Source organism: Streptomyces vastus (genome assembly GCF_039532825.1).
GTDB lineage: Bacteria > Actinomycetota > Actinomycetes > Streptomycetales > Streptomycetaceae > Streptomyces > Streptomyces vastus.
The window spans coordinates 1-20,084 of record NZ_BAAASJ010000011.1 but is presented as its reverse complement, the minus strand read 5'-3'; the positions used below and the strand labels follow the sequence as shown (position 1 = coordinate 20,084).

15 protein-coding genes and 1 pseudogene are annotated in these 20,084 nt (G+C 68.6%); 7 read left to right on the top strand and 9 right to left on the bottom strand.

Annotated elements, in window-relative coordinates:
• Nucleotides 1-70 precede the first annotated feature (70 nt).
• Together ABD357_RS04610 and ABD357_RS04605 are read left to right on the top strand one after the other, a co-directional pair.
• Nucleotides 71-481, top strand: a complete 411-nt coding sequence (locus ABD357_RS04610; protein WP_344387662.1) for a carboxymuconolactone decarboxylase family protein — start codon at nt 71-73, stop codon at nt 479-481.
• 272 nt (nt 482-753) lie between these two features.
• Nucleotides 754-1,512, top strand: a complete 759-nt coding sequence (locus tag ABD357_RS04605) for a helix-turn-helix transcriptional regulator (RefSeq protein ID WP_344387653.1) — start codon at nt 754-756, stop codon at nt 1,510-1,512.
• A gap of 4 nt (nt 1,513-1,516) precedes the next feature.
• Here ABD357_RS04605 and ABD357_RS04600 read toward each other — a convergent pair.
• Nucleotides 1,517-2,091, bottom strand: a pseudogene (locus tag ABD357_RS04600) (GNAT family N-acetyltransferase); the annotation flags it as partial.
• Between the two features lie 595 nt (nt 2,092-2,686).
• On the opposite strand from ABD357_RS04600, the gene ABD357_RS04595 reads away from it, so the two are divergent.
• Nucleotides 2,687-3,463, top strand: coding sequence for an ABC transporter ATP-binding protein (locus tag ABD357_RS04595; protein WP_344387652.1), 777 nt, complete (start codon nt 2,687-2,689; stop codon nt 3,461-3,463).
• 115 nt (nt 3,464-3,578) lie between these two features.
• Nucleotides 3,579-6,113 (top strand): ABC transporter permease, encoded by a 2,535-nt coding sequence (locus ABD357_RS04590; RefSeq protein ID WP_344387651.1) that lies wholly within the window; start codon nt 3,579-3,581, stop codon nt 6,111-6,113.
• A 180-nt stretch (nt 6,114-6,293) separates the two neighbouring features.
• On the opposite strand, the gene ABD357_RS04585 is transcribed toward ABD357_RS04590, so the two are convergent.
• The 3 genes from ABD357_RS04585 to ABD357_RS04575 form a co-directional block, all read right to left on the bottom strand.
• Nucleotides 6,294-6,692 carry a hypothetical protein gene (locus tag ABD357_RS04585; RefSeq protein WP_344387650.1) on the bottom strand — a complete coding sequence of 133 codons (399 nt, stop codon included), beginning with the start codon at nt 6,690-6,692 and terminating at the stop codon, nt 6,294-6,296.
• A gap of 186 nt (nt 6,693-6,878) precedes the next feature.
• Nucleotides 6,879-8,159 carry a crotonyl-CoA carboxylase/reductase gene (ccrA, locus tag ABD357_RS04580; RefSeq protein WP_344387649.1) on the bottom strand — a complete coding sequence of 427 codons (1,281 nt, stop codon included), beginning with the start codon at nt 8,157-8,159 and terminating at the stop codon, nt 6,879-6,881.
• A gap of 51 nt (nt 8,160-8,210) precedes the next feature.
• Nucleotides 8,211-10,295, bottom strand: coding sequence for an acetate--CoA ligase family protein (locus tag ABD357_RS04575; RefSeq protein WP_344387647.1), 2,085 nt, complete (start codon nt 10,293-10,295; stop codon nt 8,211-8,213).
• Between the two features lie 230 nt (nt 10,296-10,525).
• Here ABD357_RS04575 and ABD357_RS04570 point away from each other — a divergent pair, with 230 nt between their 5' ends.
• Nucleotides 10,526-12,097: a PucR family transcriptional regulator gene (locus tag ABD357_RS04570; protein WP_344387646.1), complete on the top strand. Its 1,572-nt coding sequence runs from the start codon at nt 10,526-10,528 to the stop codon at nt 12,095-12,097.
• On the opposite strand, the gene ABD357_RS04565 is transcribed toward ABD357_RS04570, so the two are convergent.
• From ABD357_RS04565 to ABD357_RS04545, 5 genes are all read right to left on the bottom strand, one after another.
• Nucleotides 12,048-12,860 (bottom strand): enoyl-CoA hydratase/isomerase family protein, encoded by an 813-nt coding sequence (locus ABD357_RS04565; RefSeq protein WP_344387645.1) that lies wholly within the window; start codon nt 12,858-12,860, stop codon nt 12,048-12,050. The genes ABD357_RS04570 and ABD357_RS04565 overlap by 50 nt on opposite strands.
• A gap of 66 nt (nt 12,861-12,926) precedes the next feature.
• Entirely contained in the window at nt 12,927-13,121 is a 195-nt protein-coding gene (locus ABD357_RS04560) for a hypothetical protein (protein WP_344387643.1), read from the bottom strand.
• A 546-nt stretch (nt 13,122-13,667) separates the two neighbouring features.
• Nucleotides 13,668-14,639: an ABC transporter substrate-binding protein gene (locus ABD357_RS04555; RefSeq protein WP_344387641.1), complete on the bottom strand. Its 972-nt coding sequence runs from the start codon at nt 14,637-14,639 to the stop codon at nt 13,668-13,670.
• A 74-nt stretch (nt 14,640-14,713) separates the two neighbouring features.
• Nucleotides 14,714-15,517, bottom strand: coding sequence for a formylglycine-generating enzyme family protein (locus ABD357_RS04550; protein WP_344387640.1), 804 nt, complete (start codon nt 15,515-15,517; stop codon nt 14,714-14,716).
• Between the two features lie 86 nt (nt 15,518-15,603).
• A complete protein-coding gene (locus tag ABD357_RS04545) occupies nt 15,604-17,964 on the bottom strand; it encodes an arylsulfatase (protein ID WP_344387639.1) in 2,361 nt (786 codons plus the stop codon).
• A gap of 347 nt (nt 17,965-18,311) precedes the next feature.
• Here ABD357_RS04545 and ABD357_RS04540 point away from each other — a divergent pair, with 347 nt between their 5' ends.
• Together ABD357_RS04540 and ABD357_RS44545 are read left to right on the top strand one after the other, a co-directional pair.
• Nucleotides 18,312-19,229 (top strand): LysR family transcriptional regulator, encoded by a 918-nt coding sequence (locus ABD357_RS04540; protein WP_344387638.1) that lies wholly within the window; start codon nt 18,312-18,314, stop codon nt 19,227-19,229.
• Between the two features lie 713 nt (nt 19,230-19,942).
• On the top strand, nt 19,943-20,084 hold a 142-nt coding region (locus tag ABD357_RS44545), incomplete at its 3' end, for an NAD(P)-binding protein (protein ID WP_425584740.1).

The following is a 20,084-nucleotide window of genomic DNA, read 5'->3' as shown; positions in this document are numbered from 1 at the left end:
GCCCGATCCCGCCAAGGGGCAGCGGCCGACCAATTTTGCGCCCGCACACGCTTCACGCTGCCATGGCGCGATCACCCCAACCAGCAAGGAGCAACGACATGGGGCCTACCACGAGCACACGGACCACCGTTACCTGCGCAACCTCCGCAAGGGGGCTCCTGAGGCCGTCAAGGCTTTCATGGCCTTCGATCAGGAAGCCCTCGCCGGGGCGGGGAAGGTCATCCCGCGCAAGTACACCGAGCTGATGGCCGTCGCGGTGGCGCTGACCACGCAGTGCGCCTACTGCATCGAGGCCCACGTCCCGGCGGCCAAGGCGGCCGGGGCGAGCGAAGCGGAGCTGGCCGAGACGGTCATGATCGCTGCGGCGCTCCGGGCGGGCGGCAGCTATACGCACGGCTTCATGGCCATGAAGTTCTTCGAGCAGGCCCCCGAGGCCGATGCCCCCGCCGGTGGCGAGACGGAGCAGGCAGCCCGCGCGTAACGACGAACCAGCTCAGCTTCCGGGCTGCACGGCCTTGATGCGCGTGGCGGGTGAGGGCCCGCCCCTCAGGCCCTCACCCCAACGACCCCCTGCCGGACACCGCCCTGCGGCAGCGGACATCAACTGGCTGTTGCGGTGTACCGGGAAGTCGAGCAGAGCTGTTGATCCAGCGAGGTCCACGCCTCGCTATCCTTCAACGCAGTGTAAAAAACGAACTGGGTGCCAGGGGACCCTGTCCATCTCCTGGCGCTGAGCAGAGGACGGTGGCATCCATGAACCCGGCGTCGGACCCGTCGATGCTTCCGCCGCCCGCGGCCCTGGAAGGGATGGACGCGGAGTGCATCAACCGTGTCCTCGAACTCCTCGTCACCCCACTCCAAGCGGCGGTTCTCCAGCCGACCGAAGTGGTACTCCATGATCTCCGCCGCATCCCGAACACCGTTCGCGCGATCGCGGGGGCGGTCACCGGCCGGCACGTCGGGGACCCTCCCACGGACAAACTGCTCGAGCGGATCGCCGCCGGCGACCTGCGTCACGAGATCGGTTACCGATCCCAGTTGCCGGATGGCCGCATCCTGCAGAGCACGACAATCGTCTACACGGACGACGGCGACCGCCCTGCGGCAGCCCTCTGCCTGAACACCGATGTGTCCGCGTGGGTCTCAGTCAGGTCTGCCATGGACCGGTTCGTGCTCGGGCACGACGTCACGTCCATGCCTCCAGCACCATCCATGCCATCGGGCTACGCGGGGCCGGCCAGACCTACAGGGGAGCGCCAGGGCGAGTCCTTCCCCCACAGCGTCGAAGAACTGTGCGACCTACTCACAGAAGCAGCCATCGCGGCGATCGGCGTCCCGGTGGAGCGAATGCGGAAAGAACAGAAGCTCCAAGTGGTCGCCGACTTGGAACGCCGTGGATTCTTCCTGGTCAAACAGGCACCCGAAACAGCAGCCGCCGCACTCGGAGTCAGCCGCTTCACCATCTACAACTACCTGAACGAGCTGAACGGCTCCGGTGAAGGATCCGCCTGACCAGTCACTGCCACGGAGTCCGGAAACCGCGAAAGGTCACGTGCTTGCGGGCCACGCAGCCAAGCCGCTCGTAGCGAGCGATCGCGCCGATGTTCGCCTCCGCCACATGCAGGAAGGGTCTCTTGTTCCGAGACCCGATGCGTCCGACGAGCGCACTGACCAGATGAGCGGCGTAGCCTCTCCCCTGCCCCCTCTGGGGCAGTGCGGACCGCGCTGATCTCGTTTCCAGCCCGGAGGTCTGAGACGTTCGCCCGCCGTCGCCACCAGCCTCCCGTTGTCACGGAGGCCGACGTAGGCGCCGAGTCCATGAGTACGCGGCCAGAACGGCCCCGGCTGGGTCCGCTCGACGAGATCAAGCTTCTCGGCCACGCTGTCCGGGCCCAGTTCGACCACTTGACTGACAGGATCAGCATGCGGCTGATCCGCTCCGTCACTGCCCCGCCAGATCATCTGGCGGCCTTTGAGAACTAAGACGGGGTTCCACTCCGACGGGGGTGTCGCTGGGCAGCTGAACATGTCGGCGAACTCGCCTCGACCGAGCAGTCGAGCAAGGTCGGTCCAGTCAGCCACATGCGGGTTATGGGCATTCATGGACCTGGCGTTGCGTGACTTCACGTGCAGGCCGAGCGGCGGCCATACGTCGCCGGGTCGCGTCCCGCGTCGTGCCGCGTCGTGGTGTAGGGATCAAGCGTTGGGAGTTCCGGTACGGGGCTCCACGCGATCTTCGCCGAGCCACCCGAACCCGCCCGTCGTCACCTTTTCGACGGCGGGCCCCCGGCCCCGCCGTGGCCCCGTGGTGTCCCAGACCCGCACTCCGCATCGGAGACGGCCGTCAGCCGGTCGTCTGCTCCGAAGAGGAGCTGCGAGCCGTCGTCGTCACAGACTCCCTTCGCCCTGTCCCAAGTGCCGTGCAGCGTACGGCCGCCAGTGAGCTACCGGGCCTGCGGTGAGCCGCGCCCACGGGGCTCAGGGTCGGTGTCATACCCGGGGATGAGGAACCAGGTCTTCCGTACGTCTCAGGGCCCTCCATGAGGACCGGAGCAGGGTTGGACGCGCCGTGGGAGAGCCGGACGCGACGATGGGCACGCTCCGGGCCGGAGCCGCCGCAACAGCAGCACGGTTCTCTGGAGCGTCATCCGCTCATCCGTCGTCCAGCCCATCGGAGTACTCCCTCATGTCCACCGCATTCACCGCGTCCACCGTCGGCAGCACCGCCGTGGCCGCGAGCGCCACGGAACTGTCCAAGATCTACGGGCAGGGCGAGACTCAGGTGGTCGCCCTGGACCGGGTCACCATCGGCTTCCGCCGAGCCGAGTTCACCGCGATCATGGGGCCCTCCGGCTCCGGCAAGTCCACGCTGATGCACTGCGTCGCCGGACTCGACACGTTCAGCAGCGGCTCCGCGCGCATTGGCGACATCGAGCTCGGCAGGCTGCGGGACAGTCAGCTCACCCAGCTGCGCCGGGACAAGATCGGTTTCATCTTCCAGGCGTTCAACCTGCTCCCCATCCTGACCGCTGCGGAGAACAGCACGCTGCCGATGGACATCGCCGGCCGCAGGCCCGACCGGGAGTGGTTGGACAGGGTCATCGAGATGGTGGGGCTGCGGGACCGTCTCGACCACCGGCCCACCCAGCTCTCCGGCGGCCAGCAGCAGCGCGTGGCCGTGGCCCGCGCCCTGGCCTCCTGCCCCGAGATCGTCTTCGCCGACGAGCCCACCGGAAACCTCGACTCACGCTCCGGCGCGGAGGTGCTGGGCTTCCTGCGCAACTCCGTACGGGAGTTGGGGCAGACGGTGGTGATGGTGACCCACGATCCGGTGGCCGCGGCGTACGCGGACCGGGTGGTGTTCCTGGCGGACGGACGGTTCGTCGACGAGATGGTGCAGCCCACCGCCGACGGGGTTCTCGACCGCATGAAGGAGTTCGACGCCAGGGTCCGCGTCAGCTGACCCGCGCGGATCACCGCCCCGCCGCCCGGCCCACGTTTCCCTCCCCCCCTGCCCTCAGCGGCCTGGTCGCGTACCCGCGCCGGGCACTCCGACCATGACTTGGACAGAGGAACCCATGTTCCGCACCGCACTGCGCAATGTGCTCGCGCACAAGGCCAGACTGCTGATGACCGTGCTCGCTGTCACGCTCGGCGTCGCCTTCGTCTCCGGCACCCTGACCTTCACCGACACCCTCCGCAACGCCTTCCAGAACGACACGGCGAAGAGCTACGAGAACGTGGCCGTCGCCGTCACCCCGACCCCAACCACGAGCGAGCGGAACCCCGCCGTCAGCCGGCAGACTTTCGACAAGATCAGGAAACTCGACGGCGTCAAGAGCGTGGTCGGCCGGGCAGGCGGCGTCGCGTTCGTCGCGGACCGGGACGGCAAACTGATCGGCAGCGGCTGGTCCAACGCGGGCTCCGCCTTCGCCCCCGGCAAGGACGGCACGGACGACCGCTACACCTTCGTCAAGGGCTTCGGCCCCGTCGCGGACGGCCAGATAGCGCTCGACCAGGACTCCGCGGCCAAGGGCGGCTACCAGGTGGGCGACACCGTGCGCGTCGCCACCAACGGCCCTGCGCGGGAGTACACCCTCTCGGGGATCTTCACCACGGACGACGGCGCCGTCAACGCAGGCGGCAGTCTCGTCCTCTTCAACACCGCCGTCTCCCAGCGCCTCTACCTCCAGCCGGGCTTCTACAACGACATCACCGTCAAGGCCGCCCCCGGCGTCACCGACGTTGCCCTCCGCGACAGGATCCAGAAGCTGCTCCCGGACGACGACATGCAGGCCTTGACCGGGCGGCAGCTCGCGACCCAGCAGGCCGAGCGCATCGAGCACGAGCTGTCCGGCCTCAAGAAGATGCTGCTCGCCGCTGCCGGCATCGCGCTCTTCGTGGGCATCTTCCTGATCTCCAACACCTTCACCATGCTGGTCGCCCAGCGCACCAAAGACCTGGCCCTGCTGCGGGCCGTCGGCGCCTCCCGCCGCCAGGTCACCCGCTCGGTGCTGAGCGAGGCCCTGGTGGTCGGGGCGGCCGCCTCCGCGGCCGGCTTCGTGCTCGGACTGGTGATGGCCGTCGCCTTGCGCTCAGCGATGGGCGGCTTCGGCGCCAAGATCCCGAACGGCCCGCTGATCGTCTCCTCGACCACGATCGTCGCGGCGCTCGCCGTGGGCGTGCTGGTTACGATGCTCGCTGCCTGGCTGCCAGCCCGCCGGGCAGCGAAGATCCCGCCGGTCGCCGCCCTGGGCAGTGTCCACCTGCCCGCGACCACCAAGTCCCTGGTGGTGCGGAACTCGATCGGCACCCTGGTGACCCTGTTCGGCTCGGCACTGATCCTCTCGGGCTCGACGGCCGGCACCGAGGCCGGCATGGCGGCCATCGCGTTCGGGGCCTTCTTCACCATGATCGGCGTGATCGTGCTGATCCCGCTGCTGTCCCGGCCCGTGATCGCCCTGGTCCGGCCGCTGCTGCGGGCCTTCGGGGTCTCCGGCACGCTGGCCGGGCGGAACGCGGTGCGCAACCCGCGCCGCACGGGCGCCACCGCCTCCGCCCTGGCCATCGGGCTGACCCTGATCACCGCGGTGTCGGTGCTCGGCGTCAGTGTCGGGCAGGCCCTGGACCAGCAGATCACGGACCGGGTCAAGGCCGACTACATGCTCGCCCCGGCCCAGGAGTTCGGCACCATGGACGCCTCGGCCGTGGACGCCGTACGCAAGGCGCGGGGTGCGACCGCGGTCTCCCCCCTGCGGGAATCGGAGCTGAGGCTCGACGGCAAGCCGACCGATGTCGCCGGTGTCACCCCCGGCGCATTTCATGAGGTCCTCGCCCCGGAGCTGGTCTCCGGCTCCCCGGACACCCTCGCCAAGGGCCGGATCGCGGTCCCCGACGAGGTGGCCCGCGCCAACGGCTGGAAGGTCGGCGACACCCTTCCGGTGACCTACACGGACAAGTCCACGGGCAAGCTGACCATCGGCGCGATCTTCAAGGGTAATGAGTTCGTCTCCTCGTACAGCGTCCTCGTGCCCGAGGAGGCTCTCCGCGCGGACGACTCCCGGGCGTACATCTCGCGGATCTTCGTGAAGATGGACGGCGGCGTGAGCGACCGCAACGAGCAGGCCCTCGTCGACGCTCTCGGCAACAGCCCCGCGTTCCGCGTGATGGACCGGCAGGACATCTACAACGAGTTCGGCGGCATCATCGCCTCCATGCTGAAGATGATGTACGCGCTCCTGGCGATGGCCCTGGTCATCGCGGTCCTGGGCGTCATCAACACCATGGCCATGTCGGTCTTCGAGCGGCGGCAGGAGATCGGCATGCTGCGGGCGACCGGTCTGGACCGGCGCGGGGTGAAGCAGATGGTGCGGCTGGAGGCCGTGGTCATCTCCCTCTTCGGCGCGGTCGTCGGCATCGCCGTCGGTGTCTTCCTGGGCTGGGCGCTCAGCCAGATGACCAAGGACGCCCTACCGGACCTTGCGGTGGTGCTGCCCTGGGGCCAGATCGGGCTGTTCCTGCTGTCGGCCGCCGCGGTCGGTGCCCTGGCCGCGGTGTGGCCGGCCCGCAGCGCCGCGCGGCTCAACATGCTGACGGCGATCAAGACGGAGTAGCGGAACGCCCGGTGTCCGCCGTACGTACGGCGTCCAGGTCGTCGCGACCTGTGTGCACGGCGGGACGGACTTCTCGACGTGGCGCTCGTCGGACGAGGTTCTCTCCCGGCCTCACTCTTAGCTGCCGCTGCCGCCCGCGGTGGCGGAGAAGCTACTCTTCGTGACTGCCGCTGACGAAGGTCACTTGTCCTCTGTCGTGCCGCGGTTGCCGGTCCCCTCGGGGGTGGGGGCGGGCTTGCCCTTCATGGGCCAGGGCGAAGCCTCCGCATAGTCGCACCCGTCGGGGAAGACCCTCCACGAACCGTGCGGTTTCCCGGAGTTGTCCCGCATATGTGCTTCCGGGATCTTGAACTCGCCGGTTGTGAGGTTGTAGGTCATGCTGGCCCTTTGGTTGCACAGCCGGTCCAGCATGTCGTCGGTGTTCCCGGGACCTGTACCCCCAGGGTTGCTTGCGCTGCCCGGCCCGCTTCCGTCCGCCTGCGCGGAACCGGTGCCGGTCACCAGGCCGGTCAGGGCCAGGGCGGTGGAGACGGTGACGAGGGCGCACTTCTTCAGGGACGACTTACGTGTGAGGCGCATCGGGGGTGGCTCCCACTCCTGCTCGACTGACGTCGCTCTCCCGGGCACAACCAGGGCACCCGGCCCTGCGGCGGGAGAGGGTTCTGTATCCGTAGAGATGCTTTCAGCGAGGACTCCGTTCCGAATGAACCGGACAGGGATTGGCCGTCCTGCACCGCGAGCCCGACGTAACGAACTGCCTACTGCCTACTGCCGCCCGAGACCGGGTTCCCGGGCACCGACCAGGATCGAGACGTTGCCGAAGACGTCCTCGCCTCGCCCCATGCGGGCGTGCGCCTGACCCAGTTCGGAGAACGGCAGGACGCTGCCCAGAACCGGGTCGATGACACCGTGGACGACCAACTGGTTGTAGGCGATGGCCTGTTCGTCATTGGTGCCGTGGGAGCCCTGCAGACGCTTCTGCCGGGTCCAGTGGTAGCGGAGATCGACCATGGCGTCGAAGCCGGTCGTGCCGGCGCAGATCACCACCATGCCGCCCGGCCTGCACAGGAAGACGCTGGTGGGGATGGTGGCTGCGCCGGGGTGTTCGAAGACGATCGCGGGGTCCTCGCGGCCACCGGCGATCTCCCACAGCTTCTTGCCGAAGGCGCGGGCGCCGGCGGACCACTCCTTCTGGCCCGCGGTGTCGTCCACCAGCGGTGGCACGCCCCAGTGGCCGAACTCCCGGCGGTTGATGTAGCCGATCGCCCCGTAATTCATGGCGTACTCGCCGCGCTCGTCGTCGGAGACCACGGCCACCGCCCGGCCGCCGGCCGCCTTCACCAGCTGGGATGCCTGGGTTCCCAGGCCTCCGGAGCCTCCCCAGACCAGGACCAGGTCACCCTCCTGGAGGGTGTTGCCCTGCCAGCCGTGCAGCATCCGATACGCCGTCGTGCCGACCAGGGTGGGTGCGGCGGCCTCCTCCCAGGTGAGGTGGGGCGCCTTGGGCAGTACCTGGTGGGCTTGGACGCGGGCGAACTGACCGAAGGAGCCGTAGTTGGTGTCGTAGCCCCAGATGCGTGCCGACGGGGCGATCATCGGGTCGCGTCCGGCGGCGATCCATGGGTCGTCGGCGTCCCAGTACCCGGGGTGGGTGACGATGTGGTCGCCCACAGCGATGTTCTCCACGTGGCTGCCGACGGCGTAGACGATGCCGGACAGGTCGGATCCGCCGATGTGGAAGTCCTCGGTTTCGCCCCTGCGTTGACGCGTGGCGATCTGGTCGACGGGGTAACCACGGGCGGCCCATACGTTGTTGTAGTTCACGCCGGCGGCCATGACCGCGATCAGGACTTCGTCGGGGCCTATCTTCGGGACCGGGACGGTCTCCTGCCGGAAGGCGGTGGCGGGATCGCCGAAGCGGTCCTGGCGTACGACGGAGGCGGTCATCGTCTGCGGGACGTCGCCGAGTGGGGGCAATTCTCCGATGGGGACTTCTCGCACCTGTGCGCTGGAGACGGTCTCGCGCTGGTCGTCGGTCGTGGGCATGGTCCGCCTTTCGGATCGTCGGTGTGGTGATGTCGGTTGCGGTGACTGATGTCAGGGGCGCGGGTCGGCCAGGACGATCCGGGCGTCCAGGGCTGTCGCTCCCTTCGGCGTGACGGCCACGGGGTTGCACTCGATCTCGTCGATCTCGGGATGGGCAGCGGCGAACAGGGACACGGCACTCACGACCTCGGCGGCCGCGTCGAGGTCCACCGCCGGGCGGCCGCGGAACCCGGTGAGGAGCCAGGTTCCCTTCAGCGACAGCAGCAGTCCGCGGGCGGCAGCGGGGGTGACCGGGCCGAGCGCGCAGCGGATGTCGCGCAGGAGTTCGGTGTACACGCCGCCGATGCCGACGAGTACGACGGGGCCGAACGACGGATCGCGGCGGACACCGACGATGATCTCCACGCAGTCCGTGAGGTCGGCCATCTCCTCCACGGAGACAGCCGGAGGGCCGAGTCTTTGCCGCAGATCTAGCCAGGCTTCCTCCAGGCGTGAGAGGTCCGGTATGCCCAGCACCACGCCGCCGCGGTCGGACTTGTGCTCGTCTCCGAGAGCCTTGAGCACCATCGGGAACCGCATCCGGCCGGCGGCCTGCCGCAGTTCCTCCCGCGTCGACACTTCCGCGGCCCGGACGAAGGGAATCCCGGCGGATGCGAGCTGCCGTCTGGCAGCGGTGTATCCGGACTCGGTCAGGGGCGGGGAAGGCGGGGGTACGTCGGGGACACCGGAGGCCGCCGCGCCGCCTCGGGCGGTGATCCGCTCCAGTACCCACGCGGCCGTCTCGACGTCGCGGTACACCGCCACCCCGCCCTCCCGCAGCATCTGGGCGGCGGGCGACGTGTCGAACATGAGGTGGGCGATGAACGCCTTGGCGGAGCGGGTCGCGATGTCCGCCAGCTCCCTGGCCACGCGGAGCTCTGCGTGGCCGAGTTCGGTGCTGTACTTCCGGTATCCGCCGAAGTAGCCGGTGAGCAGGACCGAGTCCACGTCTGCCGCCGCGGTCAGGACCCGGCTGACGCGGGAGAACAGCTCGATGTCCTTCTCGCCGGCGCCGGCAGTGTCGACGGGGTTCGAGATGCCCGGTGCCGAGGCGAGTTCCGCGGCGACGAGGGCCCTGGTCTCCGTCGAGAAGGGCTCGACCAGCAGGCTCCGTATCTCCACGGCGTCGCCGGCCAGTGAGGCGTGTCCACCGCCGTCGGCGAAAACCGCCACACGCGGCCCCGCGGGGAGAGCGGTGCGGGTGAGTGCCTGCAGGAGGTCCGCCATCTCGGCCGGGCTGGTGACGAGTTCGGCCCCGGCGGCGGCGCACACGGACCTGATCGCGACGTCGGAGCTGACCATGGCTCCGGTGTGGGATGCCGCGCCCCGGGCGGAGGCGGCGCCGCGGCCGACGGTCAGCAGAACAACGGGCTTGCCCGCCGCGGTCGCGCGGGCCGCGGCCCGCGCGAAACGCCGTCCGTCCTGGAAGCCCTCGCAGTACACCGCGATGGCGTCGGTTCCGTCGTGGGCTGCCATGGAGTCGATCAGGTCGGCGCAGTCGACATCGGCCTGGTTGCCGATGCTCGCGAAGCGTGAGATGCCCATGCCGTAGTCGGCCAGCCGGGCGGCCACGTCGATGGCGATGTTGCCGCTCTGCGAGATCAACCCCACCGTGCCGATGGGGAAGGTGTTTGCGCAGGCGTCGAGCGCCGACGTGTGGTCGAGTACGCCCAGACAGTTGGGGCCGAGCAGGACGGCCCCTGCCTGTCGGACGCGCTGGACGAGCGCGCGCTGGCGCACCAGATGCTCGCCGCCCAGCTCGCCCAGCCCGGAGGTGATGCCCACGATGGCGCGGACCCCGGCGCGCAGGGCGTCGTCCACCGCCTCCTCGAACGCGGCGGCCGGGACGGTGACCACGGCCAGATCGACCTCTTCTCCGAGGCCCGCGAGGCTGGGAACGGCGGGGCGCCCCAGCACGGTTGAACGGGAGCGGTTGACGAGGTGCACCGGGCGGATGCCGACGACGGCACGGACGGCCAGCCAGTTCCCGTACTTCTCCGGATCGTCCGATGCGCCGACAATGGCGATGGACCGCGGGTTGAAAAGAGCCTCGATATCCCGCACCGCGTCCCGTTCCCGAATCCCCGACTGGCTCATGGCGCCCCCCACCTTCAGATTCAAGTCGCGTTTGATTCGGCCATGGAAAAGTCACCGAATGGGGCAGGGGAATCCCCTGCCCCATCGGCTTGCTGATTCTCCGACCGTGGCCCTACTGTGCTGCATCACACCAGGCATCTGAACCGTGCCGGGGTACGAAAGTTCCTCTTGCTTTCATACCGTGGACGGCGGTGGCATCGAGATGCGAGACGCAAGGGGAGCGGGAGCCAATGACCCTGACGTTGCGGGAACTGCTCGCGATTCCACAGATCACCAACAAGGTGCTGGCCGGATCCGCCGGTCTCGACCGTCCCGTGGTGTGGGCGCACGCCTGCGAGATGCCGGCACCCTGGGACTGGGTGGGCGAGGGCGAGCTCCTCATGTCCATCGGGCACTGTGTCCCCGCCGACGAGAGCGGACAGGCGCGCTTCGTCAGACATCTGGCCGAGGCGGGCCTGTGCGGCGTGGCCCTGGGCGACTACCCGCCGATGCCGCGCCTCTCGCAGGCCATGCTGGACACCGCCGACGACCTCGGTTTCCCCGTTCTGCTCACCGCGCACGACACCCCCTTTTCCGTGGTCGCGCGTGCCGTGGCGACCGCCAACCAGCACTCGGAACTCCAGCGGCTCTGGCAGCTCTCGCGTTTGAACGTCGCGGTGGGCAGCCCCGGCCGGAAAGGAAATGAGTCTCTTCTTGATCGGGTCGCGAAAGAGCTGGGGCACGCCGTCTTCGTCGTCGACGCGCGGCATGGAACGGAAATCCTGACCGGAAAAGAGCGGCTCGAAAAGCGGGTGGCACATGCAATCGTCCAAGGAGTGGAGTCGAATCTGCAACGACTGCCCGCCCGCCTGCACCTGGATCTCGGTGACGCCTCCTGCACCTGCTTCCCGGTGCCCAGCAGCCGGCCCGCGATGCTCGTCATCCCCGACCGCACGGGCAACCGCATCGACCCCTTCGCCGTACTGCACCTGGCGAGTCTGATCGCCGTCGAGGTGGAGCGGCTCACGATGGAGCGCGAGAACCTCAAACGAGCGGCCCGGCAGCTGTTCAGTCAACTGATCGAGGGACGTGTGGACAGCGACTCCGCGGCCCGGCAACTGCGCCAGCACGGAATCGTCCAGAAATCACTGACGGTGGCCGCCCTCCATGAGGACGAGTGGGACGTGAGCGACGTCCTGTCCTATCACGGGATCGCACACCTCGCCACCACCGCCGGTGACGTCGTCCTCGTCCTGGTGGAAGCGGCACAAGGGGGAGATCTGCCGGCCGTCCTCGGCGCGGAGACTCCGGTCGGTACGTCCTCTGTGGTCCATGTCCTCTCGCACATACCGGATGCGACGCGCGAGGCCCGTTGGGCGCTGCAAGCGGCTCGTTCCCAGGGCGGAGGGCACGTCGACTACGCGGCCGAGCACCCCCTGTTCCTGCCGAGGACCGTCACCGAGGCGCAGAACGCGGCACGCAGCGTCCTGGGCGCGGTGATCGACTACGACAGCGCGCACCGTACCGAGTTGATCCGGTCGCTGGAGGTGTACCTGGCCTGCGACCGGTCGTGGAAGAAGGCGGCGGAGGTGCTGAGCATCCACAAGCAGACGCTGGGTTCCAGGCTCGCCAAGATCGAACAGCTCACGGGGCGCAGCCTGGGCACCACTCAGGACGTCGCCGAGTGCTGGATGGCGCTGCTCGCGCTGCGGACCGTCGTACAGGAAACGCAGACCCCGTCGCGTCCGGTCTCGGGCGCCGCGCCTGAGGCACTCACCCCGCGGCGCCGTACCGGGCGTCCCGCCACGCCAGGGCGACCTTGAGCCCCTCGGCTGCCGCGATCCTGTCGAACTCCTGCTGCTCCGGGGTGTTGGCGCCGTTGAGGATCGCCGAGATGTCCACGCCTGCGTCCACCGCGGCGCGCAAACCCTTGGCTTCGTACGCCCTGTTCAGGGCCTGCTTGGTCAGCCGCAGGACGGCGAGCGGCGTGGGGGCGATCCGCAGCGCGAGGTGCTCGGCGGCCGCGGAGAGCTCCTGAAGCGGCACCACCTTGTTGACGAGCCCGGCGGTGAGCGCTTCGCGCGCGTCGATCCTGTCGCCGGTGAAGAGGAGCTCGTTCGTCTTCTTCTGCCCGAGCACGAACGGCATGATCAGGGCGACGGGGCCCGATCCGTACTGGATCTCGGGTTCCCCGAACCGGGCGTCCTCGGCCGCGACGATCATGTCGCAGGCCATGGCGATCTCGCAGCCGCCCGCCAGACAGTAGCCCTGGACGACGGCGATGGTCGGCTTCGGGCAGGACCAGATCCGCATGGTCACATCGGCATCGCGCCGCAGCACGGGCAGCCAGTCCAGCGGCGTCTGCGTCCCGTCCGCGATCTCGTCGTTGATGTCGTACCCGGCGCAGAACGCCCGGCCGGCCCCGCTGATCAGGACGACCTTGACGCCGTCGTCCGCGGCCGCGCGGGCAACGAGCCGGTCGAGCTCGAGCACCGCCTCGGTGTTGAGGGCGTTGAGCTTGTCGGGACGGTTCAGGGTGATGCGGGCGAGGGGGCCCTCGGTCTCGTACAGGACGGCGTCGGTCATGCCGTGAGTGTGCGGGCGGACAGGCGGCGGATGAACCGTGCTGCGGTCTGAAAGGCGGGCGTGCGGTCATACCCCAGACAATGGCCCTGACATCAATTCCGGTAAGTGAATAAGTTGCCGGTAAACAACAGAAAGTGCGGCGAATTCCACTCTGAGCTGCACCGGCAGCCCTCGGGCGTGAGTCGGGGCGGCGGCATGGCGCTGGATTTTGCGGGCGTTCGCTTTACGTTCTTTGCGTGCCGGATCGCCGGTCCGGTTCACGCAGCGCGCGCACCTCGTCCTTGAGCCGCCGGAGGAACCGGGGGTCGAACCGGGTGGTGTCCCAGCCGTCGGCCGGGGAGCGGGGGAACGGATACAGCTCGGGCTCGCCGGTGTGCTGCCGGAAGCCGAGCGGGCCGAGCGCGAACTGGAGTGGTCCGCGAGGAGATCGCTGACGCTCCCCGCTCGCGGGTCTCGCGGGCGGTCCGCGTCCTCTGGTGCGCGCTGAGCCTGCTGCTTCACGTCCGGGACACCCGCAGCACCGTCGTCTTCGCCGTCTTCGCCGTCTTCGCCGGCACGAGGAGGGTACGGTGCGGGAGCAGGGCTGATTCGAAGTCCTGGTGATCACGGAGTACTGCCAGCCGCTCTCACCACCAAGGACGCCTCCATAGTCCGCACTTGGGTACGGCCCGGCGAACATGGCCGCACCGCGGACCTCGCGGTCGAACACACCCTGCGACGCCGGCCACCGCAGCATCGCCGCCGGGCCACGGCCGATCTCCTACGGCGCCGGGGAAGAACTCGCGCTCGGCGTCGCGTTCGTGGGTTCTAGCCGAGCCAGGCCTTGACCTTGTCGGGGTTCGCCTCGATCCACTTCTTCGCCGCTGCCTCCGGTGTCATCTTGTCGAGTGCGATGTACTTGGCGACGGTGTTCTGGTCGTCGTTGGTCCACTTGAAGTTCTTCACCAGGTCGTAGGCCGGGCTGCCGGACTTGGCGAACTTCGTGCTGACGATCTTGTCGAGGTCGAACACGGGGTAGTCGCAGGCGACCTTCGCCTTGTCGGCGTCGCAGCCTTCGGTGTACTTGGGCAGGTCGATCTTGACCAGCGGTACCTCGGACAGGAACCACTGCGGCTCGTAGAAGTAGCCGATCACCCACTTCTTGTTCTTCTCGGCCTCCCGGAATGCCTGGATCAGCGCGGTCTCGCTGCCCGCGTACACCACTTTGAAGTCCAGCTTGAGGTTCTTCGCCAGGGCCTCGTCGTTGGTCTGGTACGACGGGTCGCCGTCCAGGAGCTGGCCCTTGCCGCCCGATTCGGAGGTCTTGAAGTTCGCGGCGTACTTGTTGAGGTTCTTCCAGTTGGTGATGTCCGGATGCTTCTTCGCGATCCACGGGGGGATGTACCAGCCGATGATTCCCTTGTTGCCGGTCGAGCCGAGGTTCACGGCGATCTTCTGCTGGTCGATGTACTTCTTCTTCAGGTCGTCGTGGCCCCAGTTCTCCACGATGGCGTCGACCTCGCCCGTCTCGAAGCCCTGCCAGCTGATCTCCGCCTTCAGGTCCTTCGTGACGACCTTGCAGCCGAGTTCCTTCTCCGCGACGTTCTTGACGACCGCCGCGTTGGCCTCGTAGCCCACCCACGGGCTGACCGCGAGGTTGAAGGTGCCGCACTTGCCCGAGCCGGCGTCCGCCCCGGAGGATTCCTCGCCGACCTTCGCCCCGCCACAGGCGGTCAGGGTGAGACCGAGCACGGCCATCCCCGCCGCGCCGGAACGCCAGTTCCTTGTTCGTGGTGCCATGGTTCTGCTCCTTGTGCTCCGGGTGTATCGCGCCGTTGTCCGAGTGGTGGAGTCGAGATCCGAGTCGACAGGGGTCACGTCATGTCCAGGGCGCACCGGAACCCGACGTTGCCGGTCGCCGAGTCGAGGAAGAGGCCCTGCCGCGCGGCGACCCGGTAGCGGCGGCAGTAGGAGGCATGGCAGAGATAGGAGCCGCCCTTGGCAACCCGCTGCCCTCCGCCGGAGGAGGGTGAGAAGGGGTCCTCGCACCATTCCCAGACGTTGCCGGTGGTGTTGTACAGGCCGAAGCCGTTTGGCTCGTAGGCGTCGACCGGGCAGGTGCCGTACCAGCCGTCGGCCGTCGGGTGCCGGTTGGGGAAGTCGCCCTGCCACACGTTCATCCGGGGGCGGCCGCCCGGCTCGAACTCGTCGCCCCAGGGGAACACTTTCGCGTGCAGCCCTCCTCGGGCGGCGCGTTCCCATTCCGCCTCGGTGGGCAGGCGTTTGCCGGCCCAGGCGCAATAGGCGCGGGCGTCGTCCCAGTCGATGTGGACCACGGGATGGTCCGCGCGGTCCTCCCAGGTGGAGTGGCCTCCGTCGGGACGGCGCCAGTCGGCGCCCTCGACCTGTCGCCACCAGGGGGCGGCCGCCACTGCCCGGGTGGGCGGGAAGTCGTCCGGGAGCCGCCCGGCGAAAACGAACGACCAGCCGATCCGCTCGGCCGAGGTGCGGTATCCGGTGTCGGCGGTGAAGCGCGCGAACTGTTCGTTGGACACCGTGCAGGCGTCGATCCAGAAGGCGTCGACGTGCACCGTGCGCACCGGGCCTTCCCCGTCGGCCGGGTAGGCGAGGGCGTCCCGGCTGCCCATGAGGAACTGGCCGGCGGGGACGGTTACCATGCCCTCGGTGACCGCCGGGCGAACAGCGGATTGCCGGAGTCCCGGCGGCCGGCCCACGCCCCGGCCGCCGGACGGTGCGCAGCAGTTCACTGTGCCCCCATGACGCGTCGGTGCAGTCCGCCGTCGAACTCGGACGACTCGGCGCTCTGGGGGCCCAGGTCGATGCGCACCGTGTGAATGGTCCCGGTGAACTGGTTGTCGAGTACGGGGTAGTCGTCGGTGACCGGTGTGCTCAGGTCAACTCCGACGTCGAGTGTCTCGTCGAAGGAGAAGTAGTACGGGATGGTCTGATCAACCCGTGCGGTCGCGTGCTTTTCACCGTCCACCAGGAGCACGGCGGTCCCGCCCTTGCCGAGTCCTCCTCCGTCGTAGTCGAACTCGAGCCGGATCTCGTGCCGTCCCGGCGTCAGGGGCTCGTTGCCGCGCACGGTGTACAGGTTCATGCCGAAGTAGTTGTAGGCGTAGGTCGGCCTGCCTTCGGTGAAGTACAGGGTCCATCCGCCGAACCGGCCGCCCTGCGCGATGATCACACCCTCGGCCGCTGTCTCCGGCACCTCGACGTCGGCCGTGATGCTGTGCGAGCGGTTCTTGACGTTGGGGGTGGTCTCCTCGGTGAACCGCCTCATGCCCGCGCGGTAGGTTACGGACGTCCGGTCACCGAGCAGATCGATGCGTCCGGCCACGGCGGGGTTCTCCCGCTCGGTGACCCGGTCGTCCAGGGGGAAGACCTGGTACTTCGCGGCCTCGATCAGGAACAGGTCCTGCAACCGGCGCAGCTTCTCGGGGTGTTCGGCGGCGAGGTCGTGCGCCTGGCTCCAGTCACTGCTCAGGTCGTAGAGCTCCCAGACGTCGTCGGTGAAGCTCCGGTCCCCCTGCGGCACCATCTCCCAGGGGATGCCGTGCCGGGTGACCGCCATCCAGCCGTCGTGGTAGATGCCCCGGTTGCCGCACATCTCGAAGTACTGGGTACGGCGGTGCTCGGGGGCCTGGGGGTCGGCGAGTGTCTGCTTCATGCTGGTGCCCTCGATGGGCTGCTGCGGGACCCCGTCCACGCTGAACGGCTGCGGGATTCCCGCGCAGTCCAGGATCGTCGGCAGGACGTCGATGACGTGCGAGAACTGGTGACGGATCCCGCCGTGCTCGGGGACCCCGCGCGGCCAGTGCAGGATCATGCCGTCCCGGGTGCCGCCGAAGTGCGAGGCGACCTGCTTGGTCCACTGGTAGGGGGTGTTCATCGCCAGCGCCCATCCGGCCGGGGCGATCGGGTAGCTGAGCGGGCCGCCGATCTCGTCGATGTGGTCGATCATCTCGTCCGGGTCGTCGACGACGCCGTGTCCCAACCGGTGCTCGACGATGGTGCCTTCGATGCCGCCCTCACCCGAGGCGCCGTTGTCGCCGATGATGTAGAGGATGATCGTGTTGTCCAGCGCGTCGAGTTGCTCCAGCGCGTCGAGGAACCTGTTGAACTGAACGTCGGCGTGTTCGGTGAAGCCGGCGAACGTCTCCATGAACCTGGCCGACAGCCGGCGCTGGTTGTCGGTGAGTTCGTCCCAGTGGGGAACGCCCTCGGCCCAGGGCGCGAGTTCCGTCTCCGGGGGTACGACGCCGAGTTCCTTCTGCCGCTGAAGAGTCACCTCGCGCTGCCGGTCCCAGCCGTGGTCGAACCGTCCGCGGTACTTCTCCTGCCATTCGGGGGCGACGTGCAAAGGCGCGTGCGCGGCACCGAACGCGAGGTAGGTGAAGAACGGCCGGTCCGGGGTCAGCGTGCGCTGGGTGCTTACCCAGTCGATGGCGTGGTCGACGATGTCCTCGGACAGGTGGTAGCCGTCCTCGGGCCGGCGATCCGGCTCGACCGGTGTGGTGCCCTGGTACAGCAACGGGTACCAGTGGTTCATCTCGGCACCCATGAACCCGTAGAAGGTGTCGAACCCCTCCCCGGTCGGCCAGCGGTCGAACGGTCCGACCGCGCTGATCTCGCGCGGCGGGGTCTGGTGCCATTTGCCGAAGGCCGCCGTGCTGTAGCCGTTGCCCTGCAGGATCTGCGCCATGGTCGCCGCGCTGCGCGGCCTGAACCCGTTGTAGCCGGGGGCCGCGGTGGCCATCTCGGTGGTGCCGCCCATGCCGACCGAGTGGTGGTTACGGCCGGTCAGCAGGGCCTGCCGGGTCGGCGAGCACAGGGCCGTCACATGAAAGCGGGTGTACCGAAGCCCGGTGTCGGCGAGCCGGTCCGCGGCGGGCATCTCGCACGGTCCGCCGAACGCGCTGGAGCTGCCGAACCCCAGGTCGTCGACCAGCACGATCACCACGTTCGGCGAGTTCTCGGGCGGAGGGACCGGGCCGATGGGGGTGAAGGGCGTCTCCTGGTCGTGGACGTCCATCGCGGTCGTCAGCGGCCGACGGGTGTCGGGCCGCGGAAGTATATGCCGACCAGCGTCGAACTCAGTCATGTATTTCTCCGATTCGATACCCGGCGAGGAAATGTCACACCCCTTTGTCGCGGCCGAATCACCGACGTAATGCATCTGGACTTCAGCGGCCCGGGAGTACCCCTGCCTGCGACGCTGTCAAAGTGTCAGCCGCGGCCGAAGCCGGTCAACAAGCGTCCTGAATTTTCGTGAACCGGTTTTGAATGAGGGCAATAGAAAGCTTCTATACCGTGGCTCGGAATCCGAGCTGCGCGCAGCGCGGCGTCCCGCACGGAGGTGGCGCGCAGGTGAGGCGCCGGCGCCGATGGGACGCGCGGCACGATCACGACGCGGTGCAGGGGGTTCAGGACTAGCGATAGAAATGTTCTATGGAACGTCGCCAGGTCGAGTACTTCCTCGCCGTAGCCGCGCACCGGAGCTTCACCAGCGCCGCCCACACCCTGCGCGTGGCGCAGCCGTCGCTGTCGCACTCGATCCGCCTGCTGGAGCGGGAACTGGGCACCCCTCTCTTCCACCGGCTCGGTCGCGGAGTCGTGCTGACTTCGGCGGGAGAGGCGTTCGTGGAGCCTGCCCGGCAGGTCATGCGCGATCTGGAGACCGCTCGGTCGGTGGTGCGCACCATCGCCGGACTGGCGGGCGGCACACTGGACATCGTCGCGCCGACGACGCTGGCGGTCGATCCGCTCGCGGACCTGGCCGGGGCCTTCCGCGGGCGCCATCCCGCGATCGACATTGTCATCGTCGAGCCACCGGACGCAGCCGCGGTTGCGGACATGGTGCGTACCGGCGAGTCCGAGTTGGGGCTGGGCGATGTGCGGACGGACGGCAAGGCCGTCGAGACTTTGGAGCTGTGCCGGCAGGAGATCCTGGTGGTGGTGCCGCGGTGCGGCCGCTTTCCTCAGACCGGACCGGTGGCGCTCGGTGAGGTGGCCCGGATGGATCTCGTGGCGACCGCGCGCGGTACCGCGACCCGGACTCTGATGGATCAGGCGCTGGGCGGGGAGGGAGGCCGTCCACGCATCGCGGTGGAGACGGTTCATCAGGCCGCGGTCGTCCCCTTGGTACTGGCCGGAGCGGGAGCGACGCTACTGCCGCGCTCTCTCGCCGAGGAGGCGGCCCGGCGCGGCGCGGTGGCGCTGGCGCTCAGTCCGCGCCTGGTCCGGCCGGTCTGGCTGATGTGGCGGCATGGGCCGCTTTCACCTGCCGCGCAGGCGTTCATCGATGTGGCCCGCGAGGTTTTCGCGCGCCCGGTGTCAGCGTTGCCGGAGGGCGACAAGCAAGAGTGATTTTCTATCCCTCCAAGTGAAAGGTTCTCTCCGTTCGTCTGCCCTGGCGCATTGCCCGTGCGGATCGGGTCCGAGAGCGTAGGGCATGTCACCGGCGGCCTCTCTGGAACTCCGAAAGGAGGGTCGGAGACCGGTGTGCGCCGCATCAGAGGTGGCTTCTTGGCCCTGCCCATCCGCGTACGCCGGCCGAGGCGGCGGGCAACCGCCTGAGACGAGGATCGCAATGTGTTCGATGCGCTACGTGACCTGCCGCTCTGGTTCTCGCCGGAGCGGGTGCGGGCCGAGGGAGAGACCCCGGACTATCGATGGCCATGATGGTCGTGGTGCTGCTCGGCTGGGCCCGGTGAGCAGCGGCCTCGCGGGCGACCCCCGTCTCGGCCGACGCGACTCCGGACAGCAACCTCAGCGGAGCCGGTTGGCCTGGCCACACACCATTCCGGCCTTGCCGGCGGCAGCCGTCGCGGCGGTCCGCATGGCCCTGCTCGGCCTGGCGAGCGGGCGGAGCGCCGACGACCGCACGCGCGATCCTGCCCTGCCCGGCTTTGTCGCGGTTGCGCGCCAGCGCATCCGCGCACTCGGCACGTCTCAGCCGCCGCGGCTCACCCACCGGGCGGCACTACCAAGCCAGCGCGATGTTGCGCTTGTCTCAACCTATTGCGTATGGCGCTAGCTGGCATCTCTGTACATTTACGGCACGAGCGAGGCGAGGCATCATGGCTCCCTTCCAGTACGACTTCGTCATCGTCGGCGGTGGCTCGGCCGGCAGCGCACTGGCGAACAGACTCTCCACGGATCCGGCGAATCGGGTGCTGGTTCTGGAGGCCGGCCGGTCTGACTACCCGTGGGATGTCTTTA

Excerpts from the sequence above, each read along its gene's own strand:
- ABD357_RS04605 (WP_344387653.1), top strand. The coding sequence starts at position 754 with ATGAACCCGGCGTCGGACCCGTCGATGCTTCCGCCGCCCGCGGCCCTG.
- ABD357_RS04595 (WP_344387652.1), top strand. The coding sequence starts at position 2,687 with ATGTCCACCGCATTCACCGCGTCCACCGTCGGCAGCACCGCCGTGGCC.
- ABD357_RS04590 (WP_344387651.1), top strand. The coding sequence starts at position 3,579 with ATGTTCCGCACCGCACTGCGCAATGTGCTCGCGCACAAGGCCAGACTG.
- ABD357_RS04585 (WP_344387650.1), bottom strand. The coding sequence starts at position 6,692 with ATGCGCCTCACACGTAAGTCGTCCCTGAAGAAGTGCGCCCTCGTCACC.
- ccrA (WP_344387649.1), bottom strand. The coding sequence starts at position 8,159 with ATGCCCACGACCGACGACCAGCGCGAGACCGTCTCCAGCGCACAGGTG.
- ABD357_RS04575 (WP_344387647.1), bottom strand. The coding sequence starts at position 10,295 with ATGAGCCAGTCGGGGATTCGGGAACGGGACGCGGTGCGGGATATCGAG.
- ABD357_RS04570 (WP_344387646.1), top strand. The coding sequence starts at position 10,526 with ATGACCCTGACGTTGCGGGAACTGCTCGCGATTCCACAGATCACCAAC.
- ABD357_RS04565 (WP_344387645.1), bottom strand. The coding sequence starts at position 12,860 with ATGACCGACGCCGTCCTGTACGAGACCGAGGGCCCCCTCGCCCGCATC.
- ABD357_RS04555 (WP_344387641.1), bottom strand. The coding sequence starts at position 14,639 with ATGGCACCACGAACAAGGAACTGGCGTTCCGGCGCGGCGGGGATGGCC.
- ABD357_RS04550 (WP_344387640.1), bottom strand. The coding sequence starts at position 15,517 with ATGGTAACCGTCCCCGCCGGCCAGTTCCTCATGGGCAGCCGGGACGCC.
- ABD357_RS04545 (WP_344387639.1), bottom strand. The coding sequence starts at position 17,964 with ATGACTGAGTTCGACGCTGGTCGGCATATACTTCCGCGGCCCGACACC.
- ABD357_RS04540 (WP_344387638.1), top strand. The coding sequence starts at position 18,312 with ATGGAACGTCGCCAGGTCGAGTACTTCCTCGCCGTAGCCGCGCACCGG.